The sequence below is a fragment of the Catenulispora sp. GP43 genome, from assembly GCF_041260665.1.
Classification (GTDB): Bacteria; Actinomycetota; Actinomycetes; order Streptomycetales; family Catenulisporaceae; genus Catenulispora.
In genome coordinates this window covers 67,421-93,471 of sequence record NZ_JBGCCT010000026.1, presented here as the reverse complement: position 1 = coordinate 93,471, position 26,051 = coordinate 67,421, and the positions used below count along the sequence as shown (strand labels likewise).

The following is a 26,051-nucleotide window of genomic DNA, read 5'->3' as shown; positions in this document are numbered from 1 at the left end:
GTGCCGCCCGGCGCCGCGCCCGGTGGGCTTGTATCCCACCTGATAAGGCGCCGGGTATCGGGTTTCGTAGACGCCTGGCAGATCGATAAAATCTGTCGGGGGGATCTCGGTGTGATTCCGGCGATCCATGATTTCAAGATCTTGGCGGGGGGTCCCGTCTCACCCGGAACGTCTCAAGTGGGGGACACGACGATATGAGCACACCGCCTGAAGAGCCGGTCCACCGGCCGAACCCGTTCGCGCCGGAGCCGGAGGACGCCAGTCCCTACGACTCCGCTCCTCCGCCCGCGCCCCCGGTGATGCATTCGCCCTACCGTCCGGACGAGGCGCTTCCCGGGCAGGGCAACCGCGAGCGGCAGCCGCCGCGGTTCCCGTCGTTGTTCGGCACGGACCACCACGGCAGCGGGCACGGTGGGCACGGGGGGCACGGTGGGCATGGCGGCCACGGTGGGCAGCCCGAGCAGCCGCAGGCGCCGATGCCGCCCTTGGCGCCGCCGTTCGAGCAGCGCTCGTCGCAGAACGTTTCGGCGGGTTGGGGCGGGGTCAACGAGTCCTACCCGGTGCCGCCGCAGTTCTCGTACAACCCCGACATCCAGCCCCCGTACCAGCCGCCGGCTCCCGCCCCGACCCGCAACTCCCGCCGGGCGATCATCGGCGTGGCGGCCATCGCGCTGCTGGCCGTGGGCATCGGGGGCGCGGTGCTGCTGCAGACCAGCTCATCGAAGTCGAACGGCGGGTCGACCGTCAACATCCTGGGTCAGGACTCGCACACGGCCCCGGCCAAGTCCGTCACGGCGGCCTGGTCCGTGCCCGCGTCCGGCGACGCCGCGACGGTCGTCGGCAGCTGGATGGTGAACAGGAAGACGGTGGTGCGCGGCGACACCGGGGCCGTGAAGGCCTACGACGCCGAGACCGGCAAGCACCTGTGGACGTACCAGGTACCCGGTCAGGGGGCGTCGATCTGCCTGATGAGCCAGGTGACGGTCCAGGGGATCGGCATGGTGCAGTACGGCGCGTCCGGCAACTGCACCACCATCGCGGCGATCGACACCTCCAACGGCAAGACGGTCTGGACGCAGAACCTCGTGGCGCCCCCCGGTTCGCCGGCGGGCACGACGCCGATGATGGCGATGGGCGGCGACGTGGTGGCCGCCCAGTACGGAACCTCGATCACCGTGTGGAACGCAGCCGACGGCAAGCAGCTGTGGACCACCGACCTGACGAAGTCCAAACCGCCGTGCAAGGCGAACCAACTGGCGGCCAAGGGCACCTTCGTCACCCTGATCGAGGACTGCGGCGCCGGCCCGGTCACGGTCCGCAAGGACTCCCACACCGGCGCCGACCTGTGGCGCACCCCGGTACCCTCGGACGGCCTGAACGGCGCCCAGGTCACCCTGGTCGAAGCGGCGCTCCCGACGATCGTGCACGTCGAGTCCTCATCGGTCGACAAGTACTACACCTTCGACGCCCAGGGCAAAGCGAAGGCGACGGTCCCCGGCACCGGCGACTTCGGCAAGCTGGACCTGAACATCGGCCCCCAGGGCGCCCAGCAACAGGTACCGCACGTCCAGGACAACACCTTCCTGGCCCCCACCGCCGACAAGGACGCGACCACCGCCCTGGCCGCCTTCGACCTGACCTCCGGCAAGAAGCTGTGGCAGACCCCGGCCGCGTCCACCGGCCCGGTCATCATCGCCAGCCAGGACTCGGACAAGGTCACCGTGTTCGCCGCCGCCGCAGCGGGCTCATCCCCGCACCTGACCACGTACGCGATGCACGACGGCGGCATCCTCGCCTCCGGCATCAGCGGCGGCGCCCTCGGCAACGACTGGGGCGGAGCCACAGCCGCGGCTTTCGTCACCAACGACCGGCTGATCGTGCTGCCGGCGGCGCCGGAGAAGGGCGCGGACGTCCTCGCCTTCGCTTTGGGCAGCTGAGGCACGGCGCACTGAGGGTGCGGTACTGAGGATGCGGTGCCGTTCGCTTTGTGAGGTCTGAGGCGCCGCCTGTTCCACCGAACTCTCGCTTGCGATTGCTCGGTGGGGCGGGCGGCGCTTCGCGTTTCGGTCCGACTGCGCGGTCGGAACAGGGCCGAGACGCCCTCCACCAAGGCACGATCGCCCTCGCGCATCCCCCGTGCGAGCTACCGCATCCGTCCGCCGGCGGGTGATTCGTGGGGTGCGGTCGGATCCCTAGCGTTGCTCACGTGGCCGCCGCTCAGGCGGCCGGGAGGCTGGGGAGGCTGTCAATGAGCACGACGGATGTTCGCCGCGACGCAGACTTCGATCACGGGTCGGCACGGTCCGGTCCGGATCGCGGCCGCTGGGGTCGGATGGCGCACAGCCCGCTGGGCTGGGCGCTGGCCGGGCTGGTGGGGGTGGGCCTGGTGGCGGGGGTGACCGCGAACGGGCCGGGTCCGGTGCCGGTGTTGGGAGGGGGCGTCGCGGTGGGCGTCTACTGGGTGGTGATGCGGCGCCTGGCGCGGCGGGCCACTCCGGAGATCGCGGGGCGCGGTGCCGGGCGGCAGGCGTTGCTGGGCACTGCGTTGGGGCTGGGGTTCGTCGCGGTCTCGACGTTGCTGATCGTGGCTTTCGGCGGGTACTCGTTCTCCTGGGCGCACCACGCGGTCGTGGGAACGTTGGCCTCGGTGCTGGCGGTTCAGGCGGGGGCGTCGCTGACCGAGGAGCTGATGTTCCGGGGCGTGGCGTTGCAGGCCATCGAGCAGCGGTGGGGCAGTCGGGTCGCGGTCGCGGCCACCGCGCTGTTCTTCGGCGCGGTGCACATGGCCAACCCCGGGGCCACGCTGTGGAGCGGGCTGTCCATCGCCGTCGAGGCCGGGGCCATGTTGGGGGCGGCGTTCCTGTGGCAGCGCAGTATCTGGCTTGTCACCGCGGTGCACTTCGCCTGGAACAGTGCCGAGCAGCTGCTGGGCGTGCCGGTCTCCGGGCACACCCCCGACGCCCGGCTGTTCAGTGTGCGGACCAGCGGTTCGCACCTGCTGACCGGCGGCGCGTTCGGGCTGGAGGCGTCGGTCTTCCCGGTGGTGATCGGCCTGCTGCTGGCGATGCTGATGTTCGCCGCCGCCCGCCGGAGCGGCAATGTGGTGCCCGCACGTCGCGCCGACCGGAGGAACCGCTAGTGAAGACGCCCGCCACGCCTCGTCGGCCGATGTCGCCGCGAGGCGCGGCAGGCTTGCTGGGCCAGCGGGACGCCTCGGTCGAGGACGGTGTGCTGGCGGCGGGGCTCGCGGTGCTGGCCTTCGCCCCGGCGCTGTCGAAGGTCGGTGCGCAGATCGGCGACCTGCCCGGCCGGCCGGCCGACGTGGCGAGCGTCGCGCTGGCCCTGGCGCAGGCACTGCCGCTGGCCGTGCGGCGGAGGTTCCCGGCGGCAGTGCTGGCGGTCGTCGGCGCCGCGTTCGCCGCGGATCAGGCCCTGGGCTATCCGACGACGTTCGCCAGTCTCGGGCTGTATTTGGCTCTTTATTCTGCCGGGGCGCACCAGGATCGCCGGCGCCGCACGGTCGCCGCCGCGGCGACCGTCGGCTACGCCGTGCTGGCCTTGGTACTGCACCACCTCGGCGCACCACATGGGATCGGCGACTACTCCGTCTTCTATCTGGTCACCACCGTGGCCTGGCTGGCCGGCAGCGTGATGCGCCGACTGCGGCAGCAGGAGATCGAGCGGCGGCGGCTGGTCGCCGAGGCCGCCGGCGCCGCCGAACGGGCCAGGATCGCGCGGGAACTGCACGACGTGGTCACCCACCACGTGACCGCCATGGTGGTGCAGGCCGATGCCGCGCAGTTCCTGCTGAGCTCGAATCCGGAGCGGGTCGTGGCGGGGCTGACATCAGTGTCCGATACCGGGCGGCGAGCGCTGACCGAACTGCGCTACCTGCTCGGCGTGCTGGAGGCGACCGGCGACAAGGTTCACTCGACCGGCGACACGGAGCGCCCGACCAGCGACACGGTGGGCCAGACCGGCGACACGGTGTGCCCGGACCGGGCCCCGACCCAGGGCGCGATCGCCGACCTGGTCGAGCAGGCCAGAGCCACCGGCCAGCCGGTCGAATTCCGCGAGATCGGCGACCACCGACCGCGGCCGGCTGCCGTCGAGCTGGCCGCCTACCGCGTGGTCCAGGAGGCGCTCACCAACGCGATGAAGTACGCGACCGCAGCCCGCACGAATGTCTCGGTACATCAGCACCCGCAGCACATGGAGGTCGAGGTGACGACCGAGGGACCGGCGAAGCAAGGAGCCGCCGCCTCCGCGTCCCCTCCCCGCGCTCCGCAACTGCCGGCCGGCGGTCGGGGACTGGCGGGCCTGCGCGAACGTGTCCGGGTACTGCATGGTGAACTGGAGGCCGGTCCCCGCTCGGACGGCGGATTCGTCGTCCGGGCGCGGATCCCGTTCGGACCCGATCAGGAGTGACCCCGTGACCGACCGGCCCATCCGCGTGCTCGTCTGTGACGACCAGGAACTGGTGCGCACCGGCTACGCCACCATCTTCTCGGCCCAACCCGACATGGAGGTCGTCGGCGAATCCGCCAACGGCGTCGAGGCGGTCGAGATGGCGGCCCGCCTCCGCCCCGACGTGGTGGTGATGGACATCCGCATGCCGCTGCTGGACGGGATCCAAGCCACCCGCCGCCTGGCCGGACCCGACGCCGCCGACCCGCCGAGGGTCCTCGTCGTCACCACCTTCAACGTCGACGCCTACGTCTACGACGCCTTCCGCGCCGGAGCCAGCGGCTTCCTACTGAAGGACGCGCCCCCGGCCGAGATGGTCAACGGCGTCCGCACCGTCGCCCGGGGCGAGGCCCTGCTGGCGCCGGCGGTCACGCGCACCCTCATCGGTCGCTTCGCCGAACGGCTGCGCCCGGGAGACCCTTCCCGCACGGCGCGTGAAGAGATCGTGCGAACACTGACGCCTCGCGAACTGGAAGTGCTCGAACTCATCGCTGAAGGACTCTCGAACGCCGAGATCGCGGCGTCCCTGTTCATCACGCCCGAGACCGTCAAGACCTACGTGTCGCGCATCCTGACCAAGCTCGACCTGCGCGACCGGGTCCAGGCCGTCGTTCTCGCCTACCGGATCGGGCTCGCCGGCGGCACGCCTTAGAGGCGCCCGCGGCTATATTCGATGATTGCGACGCGTGATCCGTCGCGGAACGGGGAGGTGTTGCGAATGCGAATGATCGAATTCGTCGACGACGCGATAGCACCGGGACGGGTGCTCGTCTGGTCGGCGGTGGGAGCCGAACCGGCGGCGGGAGACGGGGCTCCGCCCTCGCTGATCCAGCAGACCTATCTGCGGCAGTCCTGGGCACAGCGCGCGGCCGGCGCCGCGAAGCCCCGATGGTGGGGAGTGGCCGCCGACGTGGCGGGGCGCTTCGACCGGGACGCGATGGCCGGGGTCTTCGCCGAGCTGGTTCGGCGGCATGACGCTTTCCGGGCGATGTTCCACGTCGAGGACGGAGGCGTGGAGTATCGGCAGGTCGGCGCGGACCGTGTCGAGTTCGTCGCCGAGGATCTCGGGACCCCCGGGACCGGTCGCGAACTCGCCGTCCGGCTCTCGGAGATCTTCGACCGGCGGACTGATCCGTTCACCTGGCCCCAATACGTGTTCGTCACCGTGGAACGGGAGTCGGACTGGACGGTGCTGTTCAGTGCCGATCACGTCGTCATCGACCTGTACTCGCTCGCGAACGTGGGCAACGAGCTCGTCGAGCTCTACGAGTCGGCGGTGGAAGGACGAGAACCCCAGCTGTTCCCCGGCGTTCGCTACGCAGAGTTCTGCGAGGCGGAGCGGGAAGCACTCCCATCCCCGGAAGTCCTGACCGAATCGGTCGGCCTCTGGCACGCACTGGCCGAATCCGGTGACGGCACACTGCCGGGCTTCCCGATCGACCTGGGCGACTTCCGGGAGCAGCCGCGGGTCGCCGCCTATGAGGAGTCAGTCCTCGCCGACGCCGCGATGACGCAGCGCTTCGAGCGCTGGTGCCGAAGCCACGGTGGCAGCCTGCCCTCCGGCCTGGCCGCGGCCGTCGCGATCGCCTCGACGCCCGCCGGGGAGCCGTTCCGCACCATCCTGGCCGTCGGGACGCGGCCGGTCGGTCCCAGGTCCACGATGGGCTGGTACGTCACCGCGGCACCGCTGTCGTTCCCCGTCGGCGACGACAGTTCGGGCCTGCGCGCGACGATGGCCACCGCCCACGCGGCGATGCGCACCATCGACCGGGACATCCCCTACGCCGTGGTCACCGACCGGCTGCCGCCGGAACTGGGCTTCGACGACGCCAGCTGGCTGTCCATCGTCGACTTCCGCAGCCTGCCGGGAGCGGAGCGGCACACCGAGTGGAACCTGCGAGCCGTCGGCGCGCCCCGGTACGTGACCGGCGGCGACCTGTGGATCAACATCGTCGCCCGGGGACTGACCGCTCATGTCCGCTATCCGAGTTCGGATGAGGCCAGGAAGCGGGTGCTGAGGTTCCTGGACACCATCGCCGACATCATCGCCGGTGTCTCGGGAGCCGAATAGCAGCGCGTCCCCGTCCCCGGTTGTCGTGCCGGCGGCTACTGAAGCGTCTCGACAAGACGCCGCGTCCAGAACCGGAGCATGTCCGGATGGTCGTTCGCCGGCCCGACCCCGTCGATGATGCTCAAGTAGGTTCCGGCCTGGTGCGCGGCCCCGAGCAGCGGCGCTTCGGCGAGCACCCGGCGCATCTGCGCGGCCGGGACGAGGTCGGACCACGCGCTGTCGAACCTGGACTCCAGGGCGCGCCGCTCCTGGGCGGTGGCGTCGATCAGCGGCTGTGCCAGCTCCACGACGGGGTGGGCCAGGCACGCGTCGGTCCAGTCGATGTGCATCCACCCGCGGCCGGTCCAGCGGGAGTTCGCCCCGTTGACGTCGCCGTGCACCAGCGTCGAGGGCATCGACAGGGTGCTGATCTCGGCGACCCGGCGGTCCAGGGCCGGAAGCAGGACGTCCACGTGGTCGGCGAGGTCCGCGCCGAGCAGGTCGCGGCGCTGGGCCAGGGCCGCCACCGACGCGCAGGCCCGGGACGGCGTCCGGTCCGGACAGCCCAGCGCGAGGATCTCCTCGGCCCGGCCGATGGTGGTGCGCTGCAACCGCAGGACGTCGTCGATGGGGTGCCCGACCGACGGTTCGTCGCCGGTGGGCATCTCGGTGGTGACCAGCCAGCCGTCACCGTGGCCGAGCACGGTCGGCACCAGGTCCGGCACGGTCTCGGCGAGCCAGGCCGTCACCCGCCCCTCGTGGGCGAAGACCGGAGGCACCGCCTTGTACCAGACCGGTTCCCGGTCGGTGGGTACGCGCAGGACCGCGGAGACGCTCCAGCGCCGGATCTCGATCGGCACGCCGGTGCGGCGGTATCCGTGCCGGGCCAGCAGGCCGTCGGTGCGGGTGACGGCCTTCTCGAGCCAGTCCGCACCGAGCCATCCGGTGCCGTCGTCCGGCTGATCCGACAGGTCCGGCCCGTCCGGCCTCACCGCGGGTTCGCGGTTCCGGCGCCCACGGCTTGGGCGACGGCGGCGGCGAAGTCCCCGAGCCGGGGGTGGTCGAAGACCAGCGTGACCGGCACCTCGGCGGACAGTTCCGCACCGAGCAGGGCGACGATGCGCATCGCCAGGAAGGAATGACCGCCGACGTCGAAGAAATCGGTGTCCGGGCCGACCTGGACCTCCAGGACCTGCTCCCAGATTCGGCTGACGGCGTCCACTGTTGTCTGCACGCTCACTGCCTCCCCGTAGGCTGCGCCGGGCGAGATCCCGACGCCGTGGGTCAGGGTACTCATTCGGCTCCGTCGGCGCTATCAGTCTTCTTCGGTGCACGGAGTGCGAATCAGGGGTTGCTTGGAGTTGATCGAGCGGCTACTACTAGACGGAGACGTCGCCGCCGGGCATGTCACGGGGATGTACACGCCGGCGTCGCCGCCGTCGGCGGGCCGCGGCCCGCCGCAGCATTCGACAGCGCCAGGGGGGAGCGTCTGATGACGGCCGGGAAGCCAGTGGATCAAGATCCTTATGAAGTGATCGGCATCGGTTTCGGCCCGGCGAACCTGGCGTTGGCCGTCGCGCTCGCGGAGACGCAGACGCCGACGGGGACGGGCACGGGGGCGGAGACGGCCCAGGGTGCCCCGGCACCGGCTCGGACGCTGCCCGGGCGGACGCTCTTCTTCGAGCGCAAGCCGCGTTTCGGATGGCATCAGGACATGCTCATCGAGGGGGCGACCATGCAGGTCGCGTTCCTCAAGGACCTCGCGACGATGCGCAACCCGACGAGTACGTTCACGTATATCAGCTATCTGCATTCGCGTCACCGGCTCGCGGACTTCATCAACAGCAAGAGCTTCTACCCTTATCGCGTCGAGTACCACGACTACCTGGAATGGGCGGCTCAGCGCCTGGACCACCTGGTGCGCTACGACTCCGAGGTGGTCGCCGTCCGCGCCCGGTACGAGGACGGGATCGCGGACCTGCTGGAAGTGGATGTCCGGACCCAGGGGCGGACGCGGACCCATCTCACCCGCAACGTCGTCATCGGTGCCGGGCTCGTTCCGAAGCTGCCGAAGGACGCCGCCGTGTCCGGGCGGATCTGGCACAGCGCCGAACTGTTGAGCCGACTCAAGGACGTGCCGGCCGACCGGGGGACTTCCTTCGCCGTCGTCGGCGCCGGCCAAAGCGCGGCTGAAGTGGTGGCGCATCTGCACCAGACCTATCAAGGCGCCGATGTGCACGCGGTCTTCTCCCGGTTCGGCTACAGCGTCGCCGACGACAGCCCGCTGGCCAACCGCATCTTCGATCCGGTCGCCGTCGACCAGTTCTACCAGGCGCCCGAGAACGTCCGGGAGATGCTGCTCGACTACCACCGCGACACCAACTACTCGGTGGTCGACCTGGATCTCACCCAGGAACTGCACGACATCACGTATCGCGAGGGCCTGTCCGGTCGCCGGCGGCTCCACCTGCACAACGTCTCCCGGCTGCGCGGCGTCACCGAGAGCCCGGACGGAGTCGACCTGGTGGTCGAGTTCCTGCCCAGCGGCGAGGTCGAGACGATCCGGGTCGACGCCCTTGTCTACGCCACCGGCTACGAGCCGGCCGACCCGCTGGCGCTGCTCGGCGATCTGGGCGCCCAGTGCAAGCGGGACGACCAGGGCCGCCTCGTGCTCGGCCGGGACTACCAGGTGATCACCTCGGATTCCCTCCAGTGCGGCCTGTATCTGCACGGCGCCGGCGCCGAGCACACGCACGGACTCACCGCCGGGCTGCTGTCCACGGTCGCGACGCGCGCCGGCGAGATCACGCGCTCGATCCTCGACCACGTTCGCTGAGGCCACCCCTGCCGTAGGAGTCCTGTTCATGTACGTTCCTGCGTTGTACGAACCTGCCACCGATCAGCAGATCGGCGCGGTGCTGCGCGGCCACCCGCTGGCGCTGCTGCTCACCAACGGCTTGGACGTCCCGCACGCCACCAACCTGCCGATGGTCTTCCGGGACGACGAGCCCGGTGACGTGGTCGGCTCCACCTTGTGGGGCCACATGAACCGGGCCAACCCGCACTGGCGGGACCTGGCCGACGGGATGTCGGCGAAGGCGGTCTTCTCCGGGCCCGGCACCTATATCAGTCCTGTGAATTACCAGATCGAACCGGCGGCGCCCACCTGGGACTTCGTCACCGTGCACCTGCGCGGGACGCTGCGGGTCGTGCAGGCCGGCGAGGAGACGCTGGCAGTGGTGCGGCGCACGGCGGATCTGCTGGAGGCGTCGTTCGGCGACGGCTGGGATCCGTCCGGGTCGGTCGGCTACTTCCGGTCCATCGTCCGCGGCGTCGGCGCGTTCGAGTTCCGGGTCGAGGCGGCCGAGGCGATGTTCAAACTGAGCCAGGAGAAGAGCCCTGAGATCCAGCAGAGGCTCATTGACAGATTCGCGACGCAGGAGGCTCGCATTCCCGCGTGCGGGGTCGCGACGCTCATGCGGGAAATGGGATTGGGGGAGCGGCTGTGATCGGCCCTTCGCTGTGGGGCGGCCCGGCGGATCCGCCGTGCCTGCTGGAAACCTTCGCGGCCATGGTCCGTGACCGCGCCGACGACGTCGCGGTCGTCGATGACGACGTCGAGCTCACCTACGACGAGTTGGGCCAGTGGATCGGTGAGCTGGCGGCCGAGTTGCTGCGGCGGGATGTGCGGCCCGGCGACCGGGTCGCCGTGCTGGGCACCCGCAGTGCGGCGATCGTGGCGATGATGTGGGCGGTCGTCGGTGTGGGGGCGACCTACGTGCCGCTCGACACCGAGTACCCGGCCCGGCTCGTGGCCCACATGCTCGCCGACAGCGGTGCCAGGCTGGTGGTGCACACCGCCGAGCAGTTGGACGTGGCGACCGAGGTGCCCGCGCTGCGGTTGCCGGGATGGTCCGGTCGGGCCGGCGCGAGCGGTGGCAGTGACGGCAGCGGCGGCAGCGGCGGCAGTGACGGCAGCGGCGGGAGCCGCACCCAGGTCGACTGGCCGACAGCGAAGTGCGACCCCGAGGAACCGGTCTACGTCATCTACACCTCCGGCTCGACCGGGCTGCCCAAAGGCGTGGCGCTGCCGCACCGGAGCATCGACAACATGGCCGCGTGGCAGTACGGCCATTCGGTGCGGCCCGACCTGCGCACGGCGCAGTTCGCCCCGCTCAACTTCGACGTGTGGTTCCAGGAGGTGCTCGGCACCCTGTGCGGCGGCGGCACGCTGGTCGTCATGCCCGAGGCGCTGCGCCGGGACCCGATCGCGCTGCTGGACTGGCTGGATCGGCACGGCATCGAGCGGTTGTTCCTGCCCTGCGTCGCCTTGCACATGCTGACGGTCGCCGCCTGCGACGGCGAGGCCGCTCCGCCGGCCGCGTTGGCTGAGATCAACACCGCCGGCGAGCAGTTGGTCTGCACTCCGGCGATCCGTGAATTCTTCCGCCGGCTGCCCGGATGCCGGCTCAACAACCATTACGGCCAAAGCGAATCCGCGATGGTCACCGTGCACACGCTGACGGGGCCGAGCCACTCCTGGCCCGCGCTGCCGCCGATCGGGACGCCGCTGCCGGGCTGCGAGGTGCTGCTGGACGTCCTGGACCCGGCCGAGCCCGAGGTCGGCGAACTGCTCGTGGCCGGGGCGCCGATGTCGGCCGGCTACCACGACCGGCCCGAGCTCAGTGCCCTGCGATACATCGACATCCCGCGCACCGCCCGCGGCCACCGCCGTGCGTTCCGGACCGGCGACCTGTGCCGCATCCAGGACGGCGCGGTGTGGTTCCTGGCGCGGACCGACCATGAGGTGAAGATCCGCGGCTTCCGGGTGAATCCCCTGGAGGTGGACGGATGCCTGGCCGAGCTGCCCGAGGTGGTGGAAGCGGTCTGCGTCGCCGTCGAGGTCGCGCAGGGCTCCAGGCAGCTGCGCGCCGCGGTCACGGTCGCGCCGGGGGAGTCGTTCGACAGCGCGCGGGCCCTGGCCGAGCTGCGTTCCCGACTGCCCGCGCAGTCCGTGCCGGTGTCGATCACCGTGCTCCCGGAGTTCCCCCGCACCCCGAGCGGGAAGCTGGACCGGGAGCGGGTGGCCCAGTTGATCGGTCCGGCCGCGCGTCGGAGAGCCAGGGGGTAGCGGTGATGGACTCCTATCACTTCGGGAACCGCATCGACGCGATCGTGGCCGCCCACGCGCGCACGACGCCGGACGCCGTCGCCGTGCGGCAGGGCGCTGTGGCGTGGACCTACGCCGAACTCGACCGGCGGGCCGATCTGGTCGCGGCCGGACTGAGGGAGCAGGCCGTGCGGCCCGGCGGCGTCGTGCCGATGCTGATGGACCGGTCGACGGACCTGGTCGCCGTGATGGTGGGCATCATGCGGGCCGGCTGCGCCTCGGCGTGCCTGGATCCGCGCTGGCCGGTCGAGCGGCTCGCGGACGTGATCGGGCAGTGCGGCGCTCCGGTGGTCGTCGCGGACCAGCCGGGGCCGGGGCGGGTCACGCCGGAGCAGCTGTACGGGTCCGGAGCCGTGCGAGCAGATCAGACCGACCACGCCGGTCGCACCACGCCGGCCGCCTCGGCCGATCTGGCTAATGCCGATCTGGGCAACACCGCTCCAGCCGATACCGCTCCAGCCGATACCGCTCCAGCCGATACCGATCCAGCCGGTATCGATCCGGCCTGCGTGTTCTTCACCTCGGGTTCCACCGGCCGCCCGAAGGGCGTGCTGGCCCCGCACCGGGGACTGGTGCGCTCCGTCGTCGGGAACCCGGCGCTGCCGTTCGGGCCGCACACGGTCCAGCTCGCCGCCTCGCCGCTGCCGTGGGACGGCTTCGCCTCCGAGTGGCTGGCGCCGCTGCTGCACGGCGGGTGCTGCGTCATGGCCGACCGCGGCCCGGAGCCGCTGGACCCGGACCAGCTGCGCCGCCAGGTCGCCGGCGGTGTCAACAGCCTGCTGATCCCGGCCGCGCTGTTCGGGATCATCGCCGAGGAGGACGTCGAGGCCCTGGCCGGCGTCGAGTGCCTGTTCGTGGGCGGTGACCGGTTGTCCGTGCCGGCCGCGCGCCGGGTCCTCCAGCGTTTCCCCGACCTGCGTCTGGTCAACGCCTACGGCCCGGCCGAGAACTCCATCATGACCACCGTGCACGTCGTGCGGCCGGCCGACGTGGTCCCGGACGCGACCGACATCCCGATCGGGGAACCGCTGCCCCTGACCACCGTGGTGGTCGTGGACGACGCCGGCGCCCCGGTCCCGCCGGGCGTGGTCGGCGAGCTGGTGACCGGCGGCGACGGGCTGGCGATCGGCTACCTCGGCGATCCGGCCGAGACCGCGCGCCGCTTCTTCGACACGGCCGACGGCCCGCTTCCGCCCGGCCGCTACTACCGCACCGGCGATCTGGCGGTGCGGGACGAGGAAGGGCTGCTGCGCTACCGGGGCCGGGTGGACCGCCAGCTCAAGCTGAACGGCATCAGGATCGAGCCGGCCGAGGTCGAGGCCGTGCTGGAGACGCATCCCCAGGTCACCGGATGCTTGGTGTTCCTCGTGGAGACCGCGCCGGGACGCAAGCAGCTGGCCTGTCTCTACACCACAGCCGACGGCGAGCCGATCACCGCCGAGGATTTCCGCCAGACGGCGGGGTCGCGCTTGTTGGCGACCATGGTCCCGGCGATCTGGCAGCACACTGATCGGCTGCCGATGAGCACCATGGACAAGGTCGACGTCGAGGCGGCGCGCCGGCTGGTGGCCGCGGCCCACGCGGCCGTCGGTGACGCCGCCGGTACAGCACCTGTTCCGAACGGCGATCCGCTCTTGGAGGAGTTGGCGGTCCTGCTGGGCCAGCCCGGGCTCGCCGCGGACGCGGACCTGCTCGACGCCGGCCTGACGTCGCTGGACGCCGTTCGCCTGGCCACCAGGCTGGCCCAGCGCTGGCAGCGGCCGGTCTCCTCCGCCGACGTCTTCCGGCTGCGCACCGTCGAGGCCGTCCGGCGGCGCGCCTTCGAGCGCCCGGCCGGCCGGCGGACCCCGCCGCCCACCCCGGTCCCGGCCGTCGACCACGCCCCGCTCACCCGGGCGCAGCGCCGTCAGCTGTTCGCCGAGTGGGTCGCGCCCGGCGACATGGACAACGTGGTCGTCGAGGTCTACCACATCCGCGGGCCGCTCGATCCGGACGTCCTCGACGCGGCGGTGTGCCGGGCGGTCGCGCGCCACACCTCGCTGCGGACGTGCTTCCCGGTGGTCGAGGGCATGCCGGTGCAACACGTGGTGCCGGCTGATGAACTCCCCTCGCCGTTGTCCGTGGTGGCGCCGCCGGAGGATCCCGGGGGACCGCTGGAGGCGGTCGCGCAGGCCTTCGCCGAAGGCTCGTGGGGGGCGGGGCCCTTCCACCTGGATCGGGAACTGCCGATCCGGGCCCGGCTGTGCCGGCTCGAGGACGAGCGCCACCTGCTCGCGCTGCAAGTCCACCACATCGCGATCGACGGCCGGTCCGAGCCCGTGGTGCTGCACGACATCATGTCCGGCTACGCCGACGTGCTGGCCGGCCGGCCGCCCCGGCCGCCCGCGGAGCTGGACTACGCGTCCTTCGGCGAGTGGGAGCGGACCCACCTGGACGCCTGGACCGCGGCGGGAGCCGATCACTGGCTCAAGGTCCTGGCCGACGCGCCGCCGGCCTTCCTGCCGTCCCCGCCGCCCGGCGGCCAGGTGGAGAGCCGGTGTCTGACCAAGCGGATCGACGCGGACACCGTCGCCGGACTCGCCAGAGCCGCGGCGGCGCGCGGCGGACCGCCGGTCTCCGGCCTGATCGCGGCGGCCGGGCTCGCCATGGGCCGCGAGCTGTCGGTGTCGGACCTGTGCCTGGGCACCATCACGGACGGCCGGATCGATCCGGCCATCGACGAGGTCGTCGGGTACTTCGTCAACCCGCTCGCCATCCCGTTGCGCGGCGTGCTGCGGAGCAGTCCCGGACAGGTGCTGGCGCAGACGGCCGAGAGCGTGGTGTCGGCGCTGGAGTACGCGACGACGCCGTTCGACGAGCTTGTCAGGATCCTGCGGCCGCCGCGCGACCGCCATCCCTGGTTCCAGGCGTTCACCGTGTTGCAGGGGCCCAGAGTGCACGGCGAGCTGGCCGCGGGCGTGGTGCTGAACCACGTGCCGACGCAGCCCACGATGACCCGGCGGGAATGGACGCTGCAGAGCTTCCCGCAGGCCGACGGCAGCTGGTATGTGACGGCGGACGGCCGCCGGGACACTCTGTCCGACGATGCTGCGGCAGGCGTCATGGATGGACTGGAAGCCGCCATCGCCGAACTCGCGGCCCTGGGGTGAGCGCGCGTGCGCCGGGGGCGGGGGCCCAGGTCGTGACCAAGGTCGACAGCGGGAACGAGGCAAGGAAGGGCGGGACGCGCATGGACGGGCATTCGCCACTGTCGTCGGTGCAGGAGGAGATGATCCGGAACATCGTCGACCATCCGTCGGCGGCGGGCCGGTACGACAGCGTCTCCTGCTTCCGGCTGGAGGGCGCGGTCGACTTCCCCGCGCTGTCCGGGGCGGTGGCCGACCTCATCGAACGCCACAGTGCGCTGCGCACGGTGATCCGGCAGGACGGCGAAGCCCTGTTGCAGTACGTCGCCGAGCCCGGCGAGCTGGACCAGGTGACCAGTTTCCCGGCCTGCGACGACCCGATCGCCGAGCTCGCCGAGAACCCCGCCGGCGGGCGGTACACGCTCGCGGACATCCTCGGCGGGCGTCCCCTGTTCCGGGTGGAGTTCCACGAGCGGCGATCCGTGCCGCTGCTGATCATCGCCGTCAACCATCTGATCTATGACGGCTGGTCCATCGGGCTGCTGTGGCGCGACCTCGGCGAGTTCTACGCCGCCCGGGTGCAGGGCCGACCGGCGGAACTGCCGATCCTCACCACGACCTACGCCGAATACGCCACGACCCAGCGCGAGGCGGCCAGCGCGCTGCGGGATGCGGCGATCGACCACTACCGCCGGGCTCTGGGCCAGGGCCCGAGGCCGGTCCGGTGGCCGGCGCCCCGCGAGCCGTACGCCGGGGCGCCGACGGACATCGACATCATGCCGGTCGTCATCGACGGCGAGCACGCGGCGCTGGTGCGTGAGGTCTCCAAGCGGCTGCGGGTACCCCCGTTCGTCGTCCTGATGACCGCCACCGCGATGGGGATGTCAAAGGTCTGCGGACAACCCGACCTGCTGATCGGCGTGGACACCGCGAACCGTGACGATCCGGCCCTGCTGGAGGTCGTCGGGCTCTTCCTCAACACGCGCCTGGTGCGAGTCCACGCCGCTCCCGGGGAAGGGCTGGCCGACGTCGTGGCCCGCGTCCGCGAACCCTGGAACGCCACGGCCGCGTTCGGCGCGGTGTACTACGACGAGGTGCTGGCCGCCCTCGGCAATCCCCTGTTCTTCAAATGCAGCATGCCGACCCTGTCCGCCCTGCCGATCACCGAGCAGCAACGTCCCAAGCTGCACGGGATGTCGGTCGACGAGGTCGAGACGGAAGTGGAGCAGAGCACGTGGCGTGACATCGCGCTCAACTGGTACAGCGAGGGAGCGGGTTTCCGCGGCGAGCTCTTCCACCGGCTCGCGGCGGTCGACACGGAGACCGCCCTCGAGGTGCGCTCCGCCGTCCTGGAGACGATCGCCGCCGTGCGCGACGACCCCGCCGGCGGATCAGTCCCCGCCGTGCAGCGGACACCGCCAGTCGGCGCCGACGTCGCGCCCTGAGAACTGGGCGAGCTGCGGAAGCGTCAGAGTCGGGTTCAGCGAGCCCTGGAGTCGCAGATCCCGCTCTCTGATCTTGCGCAGCATGTCGCCGTACTTCCCCGCGTCCTGTAGCGGCCGTTCGTGGGAGAGCGCGTTGAAGGCCAGGGTCGGCCACTGGAACCGGCGCGCGATCCGCGACGCGGCCGCGTGCAACCCGACGACGAAGAAGTCACGGCCCTGATAGCAGAACCCTGGGTCGTCCTCGTTGTCCTCGTTGTCCTCGCCGTCGGACCCTGTCGGCTCGCCAGGGCCGGCCGCGTCGGCGTCGGCGTCAGCGTCGTCCAGCTCGTGCATGCCGCACAACTGCCGCCACAACAACTCTTCGAACCCCGCCTCGTCGAGGCCGTAGGGGCCGTCGAACACCGCGACGTGGACCGCGACCGGGTGGGTCGGCGCCGGGTTCTCGGCCGTGAACCGCCGAAGCTGCTCGGCGCAGTCCTCGATGGCTGCGGGCGAGCCCAGTTCCGGATAGATCCGGAGCCGATAGCTGCCGCGCCGCACGGCCGAAGCGCCGCCCAGACAGGGGAAGGACGGGTCGAGCATCTTGCTGCGGAACTGATCGCGGACGGTCCGCGGCGCCGGGATGGGATCGGATGACAAGGCGGCCTCCCAAGCGGATGTGCCGGTGTCGGTGTCGGAATCGGCGGGATGGGGGCCCGGCCCGGCGCGGGCCGCGGCCCCTGCCGGTGATCAGGCGCCGTCCGCGCCGGCCAGGTCGAAGACGACGCGGATGGTCCCGTCGGCCTTGTCCAGGGCGCGCCGCAGCGCGGGCCCGTGCTCGTCGAGCTTGACGAAGTCGGTGAGCAGCGGCTCGGCGTCGACCGCCCCGCGGGCCAGCAGGTTCAGCGCGTCGCGGTACTTCCCGCCCGGGCCCATGACGCCGATCATGGTCGCGTAGGCCAGCGGCAGCTTGGCGGTCTCGATCGGATGCGTGGCCCCCACCCGGTAGCCGACCAGGACCACGCGGCCGCCCGGCCGGACCAGCTCCAGCGCGCCCACCGCGGAGTCCGGCGCGCCGGAGGCCTCGAAGACGGCGTCGAAACCCTTGCCGCGTACGGCCTGGATCTGCTCGGAGCCCGGCTCCACGGCCTGCGCCACGCCGATCCGCTCGGCGACCCCGCGCCGGAACGCGACCGGATCGGTGGCCAGCTCGACCACCGCGCCGGCGGCGTGCGCGGCCTGGGCGATCAGCAGGCCGATCCCGCCGCAGCCCAGTACCGCGACCCGCTCTCCGGGCCGCAGCGCGGCGCGGGCGACGGCGTGCAGGGCCACCGACAGCGGCTCGGTCTGGCAGGCCGCGGCGAGGCTGAGCCCGTCCGGGACCGCGTACAGGTTGGCGACCGGGACGTCCACATACTCGGCGCAGCCGCCGTTGACGGTGAATCCGACCTCTGTCAGCGACTCGCACATGACCGGCAGGCCGTCGCGGCAGGGGTCGCAGACCCCGCAGGCGTGGATGAGGTCCCCGATCACGGGGCGGCCGATCCACTCCCTGCCCGTGTCGCCGACCTCGGTGACGATCCCCGACCATTCGTGGCCCGGGACGATGGGATAGCGGTTGCCGTGCCACTTGCCCTCGTACAGCCACAGGTCGCTGCCGCACACGCTGTTGTAGTGCACGCGGACCCGCGCCCACCCCGATGCGGGCGGTGCCTGGTCGATCTCGATGACCCTGGCCTGTGCCCCGCCCCCGAATTCCAGAGCTTGCATGCCGACATTCCTTTCCCCAGTCCGGAAAGCCGTAGCCGTCCGCGTTTTACACAAGGAGATGCTCTTCGTGGCCTTCGCTCAGCGCCCTGGCGTCGCGGGTGAGTCCGCCGGCATCCGGTAGGCCTCCGCCTGGATGGCGTAGAGCTCGGCGTAGGTCCCGCCCTGGGCCAGCAGTTCGGCGTGGCTGCCGGCGGCGGCCAGCCGACCCTCCTCCAGCACCAGGATCAGGTCCGCGTCGGTGACCGTCGAGAACCGGTGGGAGACGACGACCGTGACGGCGCCGGTGCGTGCGCTCAACTCTCTCGCGCGTTCCATGTAGCGCTTGAAGATGGCGTGCTCGCTGTGCGCGTCCAGGGAAGCCGTGGGCTCGTCCAGGACCATGAGCAGCGGCTCGCTGCGCATCGACGCGCGCGCCAGCGCCGTGCGCTGCCACTGTCCCTCGGAGAGGTCGAACCCGCCCAGCTCCCGCCCCAGCAGGGTGTTCAGCCCGTCTGGCAGTCCCTCGGCCAGTTCCAGCGCGTCGGCGTCGGCCAAGGCGGCGCGGACGCGGTCCTCGTCGGCCAGACTCGGCAGGTCGCCGAGGCCGACGTTCTCGATGAAGGCGGTGTGGAAGCGTCCGAAGTCCTGGAAGGCCGCGGTGGACCGGCTGCGCCACGACGACGCGCGCAGCCCGGCCAGATCGGTGCCGTCGACGGTGATCCGCCCGGACTGCGGCGCGTAGAACTTGCAGAGCAGCTTCACCAGCGTCGTCTTGCCGGATCCGTACTCGCCCACGATCGCCACCACCGAGCCCGCCGGAAGCTTGATGTCGACGGCCTCCAGGGCGGGCCGGGATGCACCCGGGTACTGGTAGCCGAGGTTCTCGATCGTGATGCCGTCGCTGAGCGTCGCGGGCGGTTCGGTGGCGGCGGTCGCGCTCGCGCGCGCGGCCTTCGCGTAGTCCTCCAGCCACAGGTACGGCGCGATGAACTGCCGGACGCTCATGGTCGCCGCCGTGCTCTCCACGATGGACTGGACCGAGGCCCGCAGCGTGACGGCGATGGTGACGAGCAGGACCAGGTCGCCGGGGGAGCCGTGGCCGTGCGCGGTCCGGTCGACGGCGAGCACCAGGCCGGCCACGAACGCCGCCGAGAAGACGGTCCAGCCGGTCAGCGCCCACACTCCGGCGGCCATCTGGGCCCGCGCCCGGGGGCGCATCGCCTCCTGCCAGGCCTCCGCCTGGCGGCGTACGAGTTCGGGCCCGGCTCCGGACACCCGGATCTCCTTGCCCTCCGAGGCGGACAGCCCGAGGCCGAACAGGTGCTGCTGGAGCCGGTAGGGCTCGGCGGTCGCGAGATCGGCGCGGATGATGCTCAGCTGCGCGCGGTTGTCGAACCAGATCGGCACGGCCGCGAAGGCGAGCAGCAGGGTCAGCCACGGGCTCACACTGCCCAGCACGAGGAGACTGGCGATCAGGCCGGCCACGCCGCCGACCGAGCGCAGCGTGTTCCACATGCCGGCGGCCAGCCGGCTTCCCGCCTTGCGCACCAGGGTGATGTGGTCCAGATACTCGGGCCGCTCCAGGTGGTCCAGGCTCTCGATGGTGGCCAGGTCGCGGAAGATCCGCGGGTGGATGTCCAGCCGTCCGACGCGGTCGCCGACGGTGAGCAGCAGGGCGTCGGTGATGTCCTGGACGACGATCAGCAGGCCGTAGGCGACCGCGGCCGCGGCGGCGGCGAGCACCGCCGCCGTCGGCTCCCGCTTCGTGGCGGCGTCGACCGCGGCGCGCAGGGCCAGCGCGCTCCCGGCCACGGCGAACACCCGGACGGCCAAAGCGGCCAGCGTGGCCAGCGTGAGCCCGGGCACGCGGCGCCAGGACAGGACGAAGATCTCAGCCCACAGTCGCAGAACCCTGCTCACAGCGTGCTCCCCTCGGGCTCGGCTTCCAGCTCTGTCGCGCCTGCGGGCTCTGCCTCTGCCTCTACCTCTACCTCTGCATCGGCCTCAGCTTCCGCCGCTGCTTCTGTCTCTGCGTCCTCGGTGCGCAGCAGGCTCTTGGCCTGCACCGTGAACAGTTCGGCATAGGAACCGCCGAGCGCCATGAGCTCGTCGTGGTCGCCGGCCTCGGTGATCCGCCCGTTCTCCAGCAGCACGATGCGGTCCGCCTGCCGGACCGTGGACAGCCGGTGCGAGATCAGCACGACGCCGGTGTCGCCCCGGTGCTCGGCGAGCCGGTGGAACACCTCGAACTCGGTCCGCACGTCGAGGTGGGCGGTCGGCTCGTCGAGGACGAGCAGGCGCGCGCCCTTGCGCACCGCGTACAGCGCCCGGGCCAGCACGGCCTGCTGCCACTGGCCTCCCGACAGGTCGACGCCGCCCTCGCGGCCGCGGGCCAGCGGGGTCTGCCAGCCGTTCGGGAGTTTGGCCAGCACGTCGTCGAAGCCGGCCGCCACCGCGGCGTCATCGGCGGCGGCCTGGTCGGCCGGCACGTAGGCCTGCCCGAGGGTCACGTTGTCCGCCGCGGACAACTCGTAGCGGATGAAGTCCTGGAAGACCACTGAGACGCGGCTGCGCCAGGCGTCCCAGCCCTGTGCCCCGATGTCCTTCCCGTCCGCGGTGATCCGGCCGGAATCCGGGGTGTAGAGCCCGGACAGAAGCTTGATGAGCGTGGACTTCCCGGCGCCGTTGAGGCCGACGATCGCCAGCAGTTCCCCGGGGCGTATCTCGAGGTCGATGTGGTCGAGCACGGCCCGGTCGGTCCCCGGGTAGTGGAAACTCACGTCCTCGAAACGGATCAGCTGCGGTGCACCCGGCATCGTGGCCGCCGGCTCTGCGGTGTCCGGCGCTGCGATCAGCGGGCTCAGGGCGGCGTCCAGTTTCTCGAAGGAGCGAAGCACCTCGACCGAGCCGGCCATCTGGTAGACGACGTCGCCGGAGCCCACCGAGCTGTAGACGGTCCAGCCGGCCAGCAGGACCGCGGTCTGCACCGCCAGGGCCGTCCGGCCGTGCGCCGCGTCCAGGCTGACCAGGATGTAGGCGGGACACAGCCCGATCATCACGAGGGCGAACTGGAGCCAGGAACGGGCCGCCACGCCGGACACGTGCCGCCAGAACGGCATGTTGCCGGCCTCCACATGGGTCTGCATCCGCTCGACCATCCAGTCGGCGAAGCCGAAGACCCGGACGTCCTTGCCCTCGGCGGCGGAGGATGCCGCGTTGCGCCAGACGTCGGCGTGCATCTCCTCCTTCATCGCCGACTGCAGCGACATCACCGCGCCGCCGTACTGGTGGGCGCGCAGATAAAGGCCGACCAGAGCCGGCACGATCAGCAGCGGGACGAGCCACCATTCGTAGCGCGCCACCACGGCGCAGGCGGCGATCGCGCCGATCAGGCCCGCGCCCCAGCGCAGCTGCGCGATCGCGCCGTCGGCCGGGGTCGTGGCGCCGTGCTCGGGTTCGGCACTGGTGCGCCGGATCAGCCGCTGCACCGTCGGGTCCTCCAGCGGGCCGATCGAGGGCACGCCGGTGGTCAGGGACAGCACGCGGGTCCGATGGCGGCCGTCGACGCGGGTCCGGACCTGGAACTCCAGCGGTTTGACGGCCGCGTCGGCCAAGTGCCCGGCGAACAGGACGCAGCCGAACAGGACCAGAGGCAGCAGCGCCGCGCCGAACAGGTCCGAAGCCGTCGACGTCGTCAGCCTGCTGACCATGAAGCCCAAAGCCGCCGCGGTGGCGGCGGGGATGCACGCCGAGGCGACCAGCGCCGTGCCGAGCAGCACCGCGACCGGCAGTCCGCCTGATCCGAGGGATCTGAACAGGAGCAAGCGGTCATTGAGTATGCGCATGCTGACACCCTTGCAATCCGTAGTCTCTGGCCGGCAGTCGTGGATCGGTGTCCACGCACTACGCAAGCGCCCCCGCGTAGCCACGGCTTCGGTAAAGCGGCACAATCGCCGGTCGGTCATCCTAAGGGCTCTGTTACGGGCTGGCAACGGTCCGGTTCAAGTCGCAGAGGCCTGGCATTCAATCTCTGGACGGGCTCAGGACACTGAACTAGACTCCGGCCTTGATCGTCGAACTCCGATGTTCGCATCCGTGCGGCTTGGCCGCGGATGTGGCGCGACGACGTGCATGGGGGGTTTCTTATGCAAGACGGATCTCAGGCTGCCCCGGGTTACCGGCAAAGCTTCGCGTGGTGGTCGTTCACCGAGCCCACACCTCCACCCGGCGACCTGTTGGCGCAGGCGAAGGCCATCGGGTTCGAAGGTGTCGACTTCCTTCCCGAGGAACACTGGCCGCACGCGGCCGAGCTCGGGCTGGAGCTGGTCATCATCGACGGGCACATGCCGCTGGAAGAGGGCTTCATCGACCCGCACCGGCACGAGGAACTGCGCGAGCAGGTCCGCGTGGCGCTGAAGAAAGCGGTCGCCAACAACGTCCGGTACGTCGCCGTCGCCTCCGGCGACCGCGGACCGCAGACCCCTGAGGACGCCATCACCGCGTGCGTCGAGGGCCTGGCACCGCTCGCGGCCGAGGCCGAGGCGGCCGGTGTCGGACTCCTGCTGGAGCCGCTGAACACCAAGGTCGACCACGCGGGCCACGAGTGCGCCAGCACGGCCTGGGCCGCCGAGGTGGTCGAGCGCGTCGGATCACCGGCGCTGCGGATCCTCTACGACTTCTACCACTCGCAGATCATGGAAGGGGACCTGCTGCGGACGGTCGACCAGTACTTCCCGCTGATCGGCCACTTCCACACCGCGGGCGTCCCGGGCCGCCACGAGATCGACGAGCGGCAGGAGATCAACTACCCCGCGGTGGCCGCGCATCTGCGCGAGCTGGGGTACCAGGGATTCGTCTCCCACGAATTCGTGCCTCTCACCGACGCCGCCGGCGCGCTCCGGCAGGCGTTCGAGGTCTTCAAGCCCCGGTAACCACCCTGTAGGCAGGGAGAGACGTGAGCAAGCTGGCGATCAACGGGGGGCGGCCGCTGTGGGCCGCGGGCTGGCCGGCCTGGCCGACGGCCACTGAATCCACCCGTCAGAAGACATTGGAATGCCTGGAGTCGGGACGCTGGGCGATCTCCGGCCCCAAGGCCGAGGGCCCGGGGAGCGAGGCGGCGTTCGCCCGCGAATTCGCCGACTTCCTCGGCGCCCGGCACTGCGTGCCCACCACCAACGGCACCTCCGCCCTGGTCACCGCGCTGGAGGCGCTGGACGTCGGGGCCGGCGACGAGGTGATCGTCCCGGGCATCACCTGGGTCGCCTCGGCGTCCACCGCGATGGCCGTCAACGCGCTGCCGGTGATCGTCGACGTCGATCCCCGGACGCTGTGCCTGGACCCCGCCGCGGTCGAGGCGGCGATCACCCCGCGCACGAAGGCGCTGTCGATCGTGCACCTCTACAACAGCGTCTGCGACCTCGACGCGCTCACCGAGCTGTGCCGCCGGTACGGCCTGGGCCTCATCGAGGACTGCGCGCAGGCGCACGGCGCCCGGTGGCGCGGGCGGGCCGTCGGCCTGTGGGGAGACGTCGGCACGTTCAGCATGCAGCAGACCAAGCTGCTGACCGCCGGCGAGGGCGGCGTCGCGGTGACCGACGACGACGATCTGTACCGGCGGATGTACCAGTTGCGCTCCGACGGCCGCTCGCGGGTCGCGGACCCGCGCGTCGGCGAGATGGAGCTGTCGCTGACCGGCGAGGTCATGGGTTCCAACTACTGCATGCCGGAACTGACCGCCGCCGTGCTCTCCGGACAGTTGCTCGAGCTGCCCGCGCAGAACAAAATGCGCGCGGAGAACGCGGCCACGCTGGACGCGTCGCTGCGTGAGATCCCCGGTGTCGCGCCGGTCGAGGCGCTGGAAGGCGTGACCGAGCGGACTCATTACTACTACGTGTTCCGCATCGACCCCGAAGCCTTCGCCGGCTTCGACGCCTCGGTCGTGTCCGCGGCGCTGCGGGCCGAGACCGGTGCTCCGTTCCAGACCACTTATCCGCCGCTGCCCGGGCATCCGCTGCTGCGTCCGGACAGCAAGCGGCGGTACGGTGCCATCCCCGGCATCGAGCGGCTGACCCAGACCTCCGTCCCCGCGGCCGAAGACGCCTACCGCTGTTGCGTCACCCTGCACCACCCGGCACTGCTGGCCGATCCGGCGCAGATGGCGGTGCTCGCCGAAGCCGTGGCCAAGGTGGCGCAGAACGCGGGCGAACTGGCACAGGTCTCCGGCGATATGGAGAACCCCCTGTGACGGTGGCGTCGGCGCGCAACAGAATCCTGATGCTCGACTTCCCCGGGCGGCGCCCCGAGGCGCACCTGACGGAACTGCGGTTGGAAGACGCGGATCTCGAGTGCGAATACCTGCTCACCCACCCGCTGCCCACCGAGCTCGACACGAGGGCGTACGCCGAACAGCTGTGCCGGCGCATGGACACCGACCCCCGGGACGCGGTCGCGGTCGTCGCGTACTGCGCGGCCGCGCCCCTGGCGGCGCCGATCGCGGCGCGGGTCGGCGGACCGGACCGGCCGCCGCTGCCGATCGTCTACCTGGATCCGTCCCGCTGCCTGGACTACCACCTCGTCAAGAACTACACCGAGATCGCCCGCCAGATCGCCGGGCACACCGACCTGGAAGAGCGCATTCCGCTGCTGGACGTGGCGGCGCTGATCCCGACGCCGGAGGAATACCTGGCACGGATCGCCGCCGACCTCACCCAGCGCTCCCGGGCCGTGCTCGCCGCGGACGGTTTCACGGCGGCGGAGGCCGACCAGGCGATGGGGACCACGATCGACCTGTACATGCAATGGCTGACGTACCTGGTGGCCGTCCATCACCCGGACCCGCCGCCGCCGGCCGCCGACGTGTTGCAGCTGGTGTCGCGGGACCACCCCGCCGAGGCCGCCTGGCTGGGGATCGCTCCCGAGCAGACCGTGCGCTTCGACTGCCTGCGGCCGGTGCTCGCCGAGGACCCCGGGGTGCGCGGCGCGCTGCTCGCCTTCCTCGACCGGGCCGCGACCGCGGCCCCCACCCGGATGTGATGGAGATGGACGACGCAATCATGACGCCGACCGAACTGCGGCTCGCCGAGATCTGGGGCCGGGTCCTGGATCTGGAGGCGGTCGCGCCCGACGAGGACTTCTTCGACCTCGGCGGGGACTCGCTGCTGGCCACCAAGGTGGTCCTGCTGGCCCGCCGGGAGTGGGATGTCGAGTTCACCGTCCGGGTGCTCCTGGACGCCCCGGTGCTCAAGGACCTCGCCGAGCGGGTGGACCAGCTGGTCGCCGCGGCGCCCGTACCGGAATGAACCTTCCCCGGTGTCTGTGGGACGTCGACCGCGCGGGGACGGGGCCGTTCCACACGACGCTGGTCCTGCTGCCGCATTCGGGCGGTTCGGCGCAGGCGTTCGGCCGGTGGCGCGGGAGCTTCCCCGCCGGGGTCCGGGTCCTGGCGGCCCAGTATCCCGGCCGCGCGTCCCGCACGAGCGAGCCGCACGCCGGCACGGTCCGTGACATCGCGGCCGAGCTGGCCGCCGCGCTGGAACCGGAGTCCGGGCGCCTCGGCGTCTTCGGACACAGCCTGGGGGCGTACGTCGGCTTCGAGCTGTGCCGGGAACTCGAGCGCGCCGGCCGGCCGCCGGCCGTCTTCTTCCCGTCCGCGGCCGTCCCCGCGCATCACGACCGCGGCTGGGGATCGTCCCCCGCCGACCTGACCGACGGCGAACTGCTCGGGGAACTGCGGGAGTACGGCGGCACGCCCGACGGCCTGGAGGAGTTCCCCGACATGCTCAGTCTGGCGCTCGGCGTCTGCCGGGCCGACCTGACCCTGGCTTATGAGTACAGCCCCGGTCCCGGACCGTGGGCCTTGTCCGCGCCGATCGTCGCGCTCGGCGGCGACGCCGACACCGTTGTCTCGCCTGCCGGCCTGCGCGGGTGGGGCGATTTGGGCACGGGGCCGTTCGAGGTCCACACGTTCCCGGGCAACCACTTCTACCACCTGGAGCACACTGCGGCCGTGACCCGGATCCTCGCCGAGGCTCTCAGCCGTACGACTGCGCGTTGAAGACAGGAATCTG

The 26,051-nt window shown here is 71.4% G+C and carries 21 protein-coding genes; 15 read left to right on the top strand and 6 right to left on the bottom strand.

The annotated features are described in order from the left end of the window. Positions 1-194: 194 nt before the first annotated feature. From ABH926_RS38825 to ABH926_RS38805, 5 genes are all read left to right on the top strand, one after another. Positions 195-1,937 carry a PQQ-binding-like beta-propeller repeat protein gene (locus tag ABH926_RS38825; RefSeq protein WP_370370981.1) on the top strand — a complete coding sequence of 581 codons (1,743 nt, stop codon included), beginning with the start codon at positions 195-197 and terminating at the stop codon, positions 1,935-1,937. 311 nt (positions 1,938-2,248) lie between these two features. Then, the gene (locus ABH926_RS38820) at positions 2,249-3,139 is read left to right on the top strand and encodes a lysostaphin resistance A-like protein (RefSeq protein ID WP_370370979.1); all 891 of its coding nucleotides are present in this window, start codon (positions 2,249-2,251) and stop codon (positions 3,137-3,139) included. Positions 3,140-3,168: 29 nt separating this feature from the next. After that, complete coding sequence (locus ABH926_RS38815) at positions 3,169-4,428, top strand: sensor histidine kinase (RefSeq protein WP_370371085.1); 1,260 nt, start codon at positions 3,169-3,171, stop codon at positions 4,426-4,428. A gap of 4 nt (positions 4,429-4,432) precedes the next feature. Next, entirely contained in the window at positions 4,433-5,119 is a 687-nt protein-coding gene (locus ABH926_RS38810; protein WP_370370977.1) for a response regulator, read from the top strand. A gap of 66 nt (positions 5,120-5,185) precedes the next feature. Next, a complete protein-coding gene (locus ABH926_RS38805; protein WP_370370976.1) occupies positions 5,186-6,538 on the top strand; it encodes a condensation domain-containing protein in 1,353 nt (450 codons plus the stop codon). 35 nt (positions 6,539-6,573) lie between these two features. On the opposite strand, the gene ABH926_RS38800 is transcribed toward ABH926_RS38805, so the two are convergent. Together ABH926_RS38800 and ABH926_RS38795 are read right to left on the bottom strand one after the other, a co-directional pair. Further along, the gene (locus ABH926_RS38800) at positions 6,574-7,509 is read right to left on the bottom strand and encodes a phosphotransferase (RefSeq protein WP_370370974.1); all 936 of its coding nucleotides are present in this window, start codon (positions 7,507-7,509) and stop codon (positions 6,574-6,576) included. Beyond that, complete coding sequence (locus tag ABH926_RS38795; protein WP_370370973.1) at positions 7,506-7,814, bottom strand: phosphopantetheine-binding protein; 309 nt, start codon at positions 7,812-7,814, stop codon at positions 7,506-7,508. The genes ABH926_RS38800 and ABH926_RS38795 overlap by 4 nt, the downstream gene beginning before the upstream one ends. 234 nt (positions 7,815-8,048) lie before the next feature. Here ABH926_RS38795 and ABH926_RS38790 point away from each other — a divergent pair, with 234 nt between their 5' ends. From ABH926_RS38790 to ABH926_RS38770, 5 genes are read left to right on the top strand one after another with little or no spacing between them, the layout of a single operon-like run. Further along, a complete protein-coding gene (locus ABH926_RS38790) occupies positions 8,049-9,353 on the top strand; it encodes a lysine N(6)-hydroxylase/L-ornithine N(5)-oxygenase family protein (protein ID WP_370370972.1) in 1,305 nt (434 codons plus the stop codon). A gap of 28 nt (positions 9,354-9,381) precedes the next feature. Continuing rightward, positions 9,382-10,026 (top strand): FMN-binding negative transcriptional regulator, encoded by a 645-nt coding sequence (locus ABH926_RS38785; RefSeq protein ID WP_370370971.1) that lies wholly within the window; start codon positions 9,382-9,384, stop codon positions 10,024-10,026. Beyond that, positions 10,023-11,648, top strand: coding sequence for an AMP-binding protein (locus ABH926_RS38780; RefSeq protein WP_370370970.1), 1,626 nt, complete (start codon positions 10,023-10,025; stop codon positions 11,646-11,648). Before ABH926_RS38785 ends, ABH926_RS38780 begins: the two co-directional genes overlap by 4 nt. A gap of 5 nt (positions 11,649-11,653) precedes the next feature. Then, positions 11,654-14,836 carry an amino acid adenylation domain-containing protein gene (locus tag ABH926_RS38775; RefSeq protein ID WP_370370969.1) on the top strand — a complete coding sequence of 1,061 codons (3,183 nt, stop codon included), beginning with the start codon at positions 11,654-11,656 and terminating at the stop codon, positions 14,834-14,836. A 32-nt stretch (positions 14,837-14,868) separates the two neighbouring features. Then, positions 14,869-16,257 (top strand): condensation domain-containing protein, encoded by a 1,389-nt coding sequence (locus ABH926_RS38770; RefSeq protein WP_370370968.1) that lies wholly within the window; start codon positions 14,869-14,871, stop codon positions 16,255-16,257. Here the strand turns inward: ABH926_RS38770 and gntA are convergent. The 4 genes from gntA to ABH926_RS38750 form a co-directional block, all read right to left on the bottom strand. Further along, the gene (gntA, locus tag ABH926_RS38765) at positions 16,204-16,896 is read right to left on the bottom strand and encodes a guanitoxin biosynthesis heme-dependent pre-guanitoxin N-hydroxylase GntA (RefSeq protein ID WP_370370967.1); all 693 of its coding nucleotides are present in this window, start codon (positions 16,894-16,896) and stop codon (positions 16,204-16,206) included. The genes ABH926_RS38770 and gntA overlap by 54 nt on opposite strands. A 90-nt stretch (positions 16,897-16,986) precedes the next feature. Beyond that, positions 16,987-18,006 (bottom strand): zinc-binding dehydrogenase, encoded by a 1,020-nt coding sequence (locus ABH926_RS38760; protein ID WP_370370966.1) that lies wholly within the window; start codon positions 18,004-18,006, stop codon positions 16,987-16,989. Positions 18,007-18,084: 78 nt separating this feature from the next. Then, positions 18,085-19,905 (bottom strand): ATP-binding cassette domain-containing protein, encoded by a 1,821-nt coding sequence (locus tag ABH926_RS38755; RefSeq protein ID WP_370370965.1) that lies wholly within the window; start codon positions 19,903-19,905, stop codon positions 18,085-18,087. Next, positions 19,902-21,830: an ABC transporter ATP-binding protein gene (locus ABH926_RS38750; RefSeq protein ID WP_370370964.1), complete on the bottom strand. Its 1,929-nt coding sequence runs from the start codon at positions 21,828-21,830 to the stop codon at positions 19,902-19,904. The genes ABH926_RS38755 and ABH926_RS38750 overlap by 4 nt, the downstream gene beginning before the upstream one ends. 300 nt (positions 21,831-22,130) lie before the next feature. Between ABH926_RS38750 and ABH926_RS38745 the strand changes: the two genes are divergently transcribed. The 5 genes from ABH926_RS38745 to ABH926_RS38725 are packed head-to-tail and all read left to right on the top strand — an operon-like array spanning position 22,131 to position 26,038. Next, the gene (locus ABH926_RS38745; RefSeq protein WP_370370963.1) at positions 22,131-22,916 is read left to right on the top strand and encodes a TIM barrel protein; all 786 of its coding nucleotides are present in this window, start codon (positions 22,131-22,133) and stop codon (positions 22,914-22,916) included. A 23-nt stretch (positions 22,917-22,939) separates the two neighbouring features. Continuing rightward, entirely contained in the window at positions 22,940-24,229 is a 1,290-nt protein-coding gene (locus tag ABH926_RS38740) for a DegT/DnrJ/EryC1/StrS family aminotransferase (RefSeq protein WP_370370962.1), read from the top strand. Next, positions 24,226-25,017, top strand: coding sequence for a hypothetical protein (locus tag ABH926_RS38735; protein ID WP_370370961.1), 792 nt, complete (start codon positions 24,226-24,228; stop codon positions 25,015-25,017). Before ABH926_RS38740 ends, ABH926_RS38735 begins: the two co-directional genes overlap by 4 nt. Positions 25,018-25,022: 5 nt before the next feature. Further along, on the top strand, positions 25,023-25,283 hold the full coding sequence (locus ABH926_RS38730; RefSeq protein WP_370370960.1) for a phosphopantetheine-binding protein: 261 nt from the start codon (positions 25,023-25,025) through the stop codon (positions 25,281-25,283). Then, positions 25,280-26,038 carry a thioesterase II family protein gene (locus ABH926_RS38725; protein ID WP_370370959.1) on the top strand — a complete coding sequence of 253 codons (759 nt, stop codon included), beginning with the start codon at positions 25,280-25,282 and terminating at the stop codon, positions 26,036-26,038. Before ABH926_RS38730 ends, ABH926_RS38725 begins: the two co-directional genes overlap by 4 nt. Positions 26,039-26,051 lie beyond the last annotated feature (13 nt).